Below are 4,422 nucleotides of genomic sequence, written 5' to 3'. Positions count from 1 at the left end.
CTCCCCCCAGCGATCGAACTCGTTGACGCGGAGCTCATTTTCCGCGTTGAGGGTCACGATCTGCGGGCGGTCCAAATATGGCGCCAGGCCGATGGGGCCGACCGCAACGGAAACCTCCGGCAGGGAAACCTCCGCTTTCCGTCCGGGTTCAATTTCCCGCAATGAGTCAAGCTTGTAGAACCGGGTGGGGGCGGAGCCGCCGCCCCCTCCAAGCAGGCATGCCGCCGGCAGCATGCCGCTCGCCAGCAGAAGGATAATCCAGCTTATTCTGATCGTGCGCATCATCGGCCTCCGTTGCCCTGCTTGCCTCTTAAAAACGCGGCGGGATTGCGTTCGATGTAATCGGCCAAAACCCGGATGGAGCGGGCGGCGGCGCTCATGTCGGTGAGGGCCTCGCCGAGCTGGTACTTGAGCGGGTCGGTTTGCGCCACCGCCACTTGGATCGTGCGCAAGGTCTGGTGGGCCTGATCGAGGGAGGCTTGGGCGGTTTCGAGCACGGCCGTGAACGTTTCGGCGATGGGAGCCATCTTATCGGAGAGATCGTCCATCAGGCGGCTTGTTTTTTGGGCCGTCTGATCCATCCGTGCGATCAGCCCGCGGGCATCGGACAACGCGCCGTCCGCGCTTTTCCCTAAAGTGTTTATCCGGTCCCGGGCTTCGCCCACCATGGCTCGGATGTCCTTGACCGTCTCTCCCAATTCCGCGGTGCCTTCCTGGATCTGGGGCGAGTTGACCAGACGGTCGATGCCCTCCAGGGTCGCCTTGATGTTGTTTAACAATTCTTGGGGCTGAATGTCCTGCAGGGTCTCGGAGATTTCCTGAAACGGGGTCTTGATGGTGGGAATTTCCGGGTAGGGAAGATCGATCTCGGGAATCTCCGCCTTGATGAGCCGCGTCGGTTTATCGGGAAAAAAACCGAGGTTGATGAAGAGCTGGCCCGTGACCAGGCTCTGCATGTCGAGCTGCGCCTTCAGGCCCGCTTCGACGAAGCTCTCGGAGATTTGGTTCTCCGTCATCTCCTGACTGAAAGCGCCCAAGGCCATGATGCTGCTCCGATCGATTTCGAAGATCACCGGAATCCAGAAGCTGAGGTCCCGGCGATTGTAGATCACGCGGATGGCGGTCACCTGCCCGATGGGCACCCCCCTAAACGACACGGGGGCGCCCACCCGCAAGCCCTGTACCGATCCTTCAAAGAAAGCGACCCACATGTTCTTTTTGCTGAACAGCGCGCCGGAGCCCAGGATCAGAACGGCGGCAACCCCAAGCGCCACCGCAGCCACCACGAAGATACCGATCAAGGTCTTATTGGCCTGTTTGCTCATCTGTCATCCTGTCTCTTTCGGGCTCGCCGGCCCCCCCCGGGTGAGAAAGCGGCGGACCTTGGGGTCGCGGCACTCCTTTAGCATCTGCTTGGGATCGCCGCTTGCGATCGCGGTTTTGCGCTCCGCATCCAGGAACACCGAATTGTTGCCGATGGCAAAAATGCTCGCCAGCTCATGCGTGACCACCACGAACGTGGTGCCCAACCCGTCGCGCAGCTCCAGGATCAGATCATCCAGTAGCCGGGCGCTGATAGGGTCCAGCCCGGCCGAGGGTTCGTCGAAAAACAGGATCTCGGGATCAAGCGCCATCGCCCGCGCCAGGCCGGCCCGTTTGCACATCCCGCCGCTGATCTCGGAGGGATAGTAATCCTCGAAGCCCGTCAAGCCCACCAGCGCGAGTTTGAAAGACGCCACCTCACGGATCTCGGCACTCTTTAACCGGGTGTATTCCCGCAGGGGCAGCGCGATGTTCTCGGCCAGCGTCATGGAGCTCCACAGGGCGCCGCTCTGGTAGAGTACGCCGAAGCGGCGCAGAAGCCGGTCGCGGTCCGACGGCGCTGCGTCCCAGAAGCTTACGCCGTCGTAAAAGACCTTGCCCTTGGTCGGCGCGATCAGGCCGACCATGTGGTTGAGCAGCGTGCTTTTGCCGCAGCCGCTGTCGCCCATGATGATGAAGATGTCGCCGTGATTGATCGTAAAGGTCAGGTCGCTCTGAACCACGAAGCTGCCGTAGGCCATGGTCAGATCCTCGATGGAGATGTGGGGACCGCTGGGCGTCTTTTTCGTGTCGTCTGCAGCCGGCATGGTCACACCTTGAGCACTTTGCAGATGAAGGTGATCAGCGCCGTGGATACCACGATCGCCACGATGCAGGCCACCACCGCCGAGGTGGTGGCCTCGCCTACGGCCGAGGCGCTTCGGCCGCACTGCATTCCTTTGAGACACCCGAAAAGGGCGATCAGAACCCCGAAAACGGACGCGTGGACCAATCCGACCAAAAAATGGCTCATCTTGAGCGCGTGCAGCGTCTGGTTCAGATACTGCACCATGTTGATATCCAGCATCGACACCGCGACGATCAGACCCCCAACAATGCCCATCACATCGGCATACAGGCAAAGCAGCGGCATCATCAAACACAGCGCCAGCATGCGCGGCAGGACCAAAAACTCGATCGGTGAGATGCCGAGCGTTTTCAAGGCATCGATTTCCTGGTTGACCTGCATGGTGCCCAGCTGGGCGGCGAACGCTGCCCCCGTGCGCCCGGCCATGATGATGCCGCACATGACCGCCCCCATCACGCGCACAACCGCGATACCCACGAGGTCCGCCACGTAGATCTGGGCGCCGAACATCATCAGCTGCACCGCGCCGATGAAGGCCAGGATCAACCCGAAGAGCATGCTGAGCAGGGTGACGATGGGCAGTGCACTGACGCCGCAGTCCTCGATAAAGACCAAGAAATCCGAGCGCTGCAGACGGGCCCGGCCTCTCACCAGCTTTACCAGCGCGACGGAGCACTCGCCGATGAACGTGAACATTGCTGAAGCGCCTTCGGACCACGCCAGGGCGGCGGCCCCGATGCGGGTCAGGACCGGTTCGTGCTCGACCGAACGCCGGGCGCCCTTGCGCTCGGGAACGGCCGCGGCGAGGTCCAGCAACTTGCCTACACCCTCGGGCAGGCCGGCGCGGTCGATTTCAACGCGACGTTCGGCAGCGATGCGGGCGAGGTCCTGCAAAAAGACCAGAAGACCGGTGGCCCACCCGGTCAATGCGCTGCTGTCGAACCGGACTGTACGCAGCCCGCCTCCGGCCACATCCGAGTTCAGGATGTCTTCGGGTTTGGGCAGCGCGTGATCCAGTTCCCAATTGCCCTCTAAATAAACTCGCAGCGTGCCTTCCCCTTCGTCCTTGACCGTCCAGAGGCCTCGGCTTCCTTCCGTCTGGTTTTGAGTTGAATCGGCTGCGGAGTTCATCGAGAGTCTCTACTGATATGGCGGTTCACGCGAATTGTTCCTTACTGCTGGGATTGCTTCTTTCCGGCTTCGAAGCCTTGCTGGTAGGCGTTTTTCGTGGCTTCCTGGTGTTTACCGAGGAGAAATCCGCCGGCCGAGCCGGCGGCCGCACCGATGGCCGCACCCCACAGGGTATGGCCCGAAATGGCGCCGACCACGGCCCCCGCGGCAGTGCCCATGGCGCCGCCGCTCAGGGGTCGCAGGGCCACTTATCCATCAAAAAGCGGAACTCGGTTTCGACTGTCGGCTCGTTCCAGTACTGCGGGTGATCCTTCAGGGTTGTCGGGCTTTTCAGGTTCATCCGATCCAGATAGAGAAGGACGGCATCGGGCACCGAACGCACCATGAAAGGACGCGGCCAGCCGCCTTTATGCGCCTTCCGGTGAACTCAGTTTCGTTTTGAGTGCCTGGAGTGTATTGCCAAGCACGATCTCCATTTCGGTCAGGCCGGTCCCGAAGTGGAACGCCGGAAAAAGCCTGCTGGAACTGAGACCTGCAAGCATATCCGACAAATATTCCGGGACAGCTTACCGTTCTGTTGGGCGGTCTGCATCAGAGCCTCCTGGAAGCGAGAATCCGCAATGCTCAGCAATGCGACGATGATCTACCGGTCGGTTTGCGGTGCTTGGTTCCAGTGCTTATCAGCATCAGGATCGAACGCCCTCCCGGCATTTGGTGGGCCATCGCCACGAAGTTCAACCACCCCCTCAGGCCGCTGACCAGCTTGCTGTCTTCCAGTCCATTGGCAAAGAAGACCACAATTGTAGTGGTCAAGAAAATACGCATGGAAAAATATCAGAAAAGAAGCAAACACAAGTGTCAGGTGCACCGACCGCGTCGCAGCCACGGCGCTATAAGGGAATTAGGATCGCCGATTGCAGAGGGTCGATATCTAGCTTGCAGCTGCGAGAAATTGGAGGTCGTGCCCCCCAAAGGGCTGGCTCTCCGCCTTGATTTACAAGCGATTGCTATTGCTGTTTTGCCAGGGGTATCTCTTTCGCCAATTCGAAGCGGGCAATCGCTTCGAGCTTGTTCTCAACCTGCAGGTAGCGGAAAATTTTACGGCCGGGCAGGACTTTTTT

At 60.3% G+C, this 4,422-nt stretch carries 7 protein-coding genes; all 7 read right to left on the bottom strand.

Going from position 1 to position 4,422, the window contains the following annotated elements; genetic code table 11:
* A partial coding sequence (locus LJE63_01915; GenBank protein ID MCG6905354.1) for a PqiC family protein occupies positions 1-285 on the bottom strand: 285 nt, incomplete at its 3' end.
* On the bottom strand, positions 282-1,325 hold the full coding sequence (locus LJE63_01910) for an MlaD family protein (GenBank protein ID MCG6905353.1): 1,044 nt from the start codon (positions 1,323-1,325) through the stop codon (positions 282-284). The genes LJE63_01910 and LJE63_01915, both read right to left, overlap by 4 nt.
* A gap of 3 nt (positions 1,326-1,328) precedes the next feature.
* Positions 1,329-2,129: an ATP-binding cassette domain-containing protein gene (locus tag LJE63_01905; GenBank protein ID MCG6905352.1), complete on the bottom strand. Its 801-nt coding sequence runs from the start codon at positions 2,127-2,129 to the stop codon at positions 1,329-1,331.
* A gap of 2 nt (positions 2,130-2,131) precedes the next feature.
* Positions 2,132-3,301, bottom strand: a complete 1,170-nt coding sequence (locus tag LJE63_01900; protein ID MCG6905351.1) for an ABC transporter permease — start codon at positions 3,299-3,301, stop codon at positions 2,132-2,134.
* Between the two features lie 41 nt (positions 3,302-3,342).
* The gene (locus tag LJE63_01895; protein MCG6905350.1) at positions 3,343-3,549 is read right to left on the bottom strand and encodes a YMGG-like glycine zipper-containing protein; all 207 of its coding nucleotides are present in this window, start codon (positions 3,547-3,549) and stop codon (positions 3,343-3,345) included.
* Positions 3,531-3,674 (bottom strand): hypothetical protein, encoded by a 144-nt coding sequence (locus LJE63_01890; GenBank protein MCG6905349.1) that lies wholly within the window; start codon positions 3,672-3,674, stop codon positions 3,531-3,533. Before LJE63_01890 ends, LJE63_01895 begins: the two co-directional genes overlap by 19 nt.
* A gap of 251 nt (positions 3,675-3,925) precedes the next feature.
* Positions 3,926-4,126, bottom strand: coding sequence for a hypothetical protein (locus tag LJE63_01885; GenBank protein MCG6905348.1), 201 nt, complete (start codon positions 4,124-4,126; stop codon positions 3,926-3,928).
* Positions 4,127-4,422: the final 296 nt, after the last annotated feature.

Source organism: Desulfobacteraceae bacterium, assembly GCA_022340425.1.
In the GTDB taxonomy this organism is placed as follows: domain Bacteria; phylum Desulfobacterota; class Desulfobacteria; order Desulfobacterales; family JAABRJ01; genus JAABRJ01.
The sequence above is the reverse complement of the archived record's forward strand: the minus strand, read 5'-3'. Positions and strand labels throughout refer to the sequence as shown.

What these genes read in the sequence shown, in the direction of transcription:
- LJE63_01905 (MCG6905352.1), bottom strand. Translation starts at nt 2,129, where the DNA reads ATGCCGGCTGCAGACGACACGAAAAAGACGCCCAGCGGTCCCCACATC.
- LJE63_01885 (MCG6905348.1), bottom strand. Translation starts at nt 4,126, where the DNA reads ATGCGTATTTTCTTGACCACTACAATTGTGGTCTTCTTTGCCAATGGA.
- LJE63_01910 (MCG6905353.1), bottom strand. Translation starts at nt 1,325, where the DNA reads ATGAGCAAACAGGCCAATAAGACCTTGATCGGTATCTTCGTGGTGGCT.
- LJE63_01900 (MCG6905351.1), bottom strand. Translation starts at nt 3,301, where the DNA reads ATGAACTCCGCAGCCGATTCAACTCAAAACCAGACGGAAGGAAGCCGA.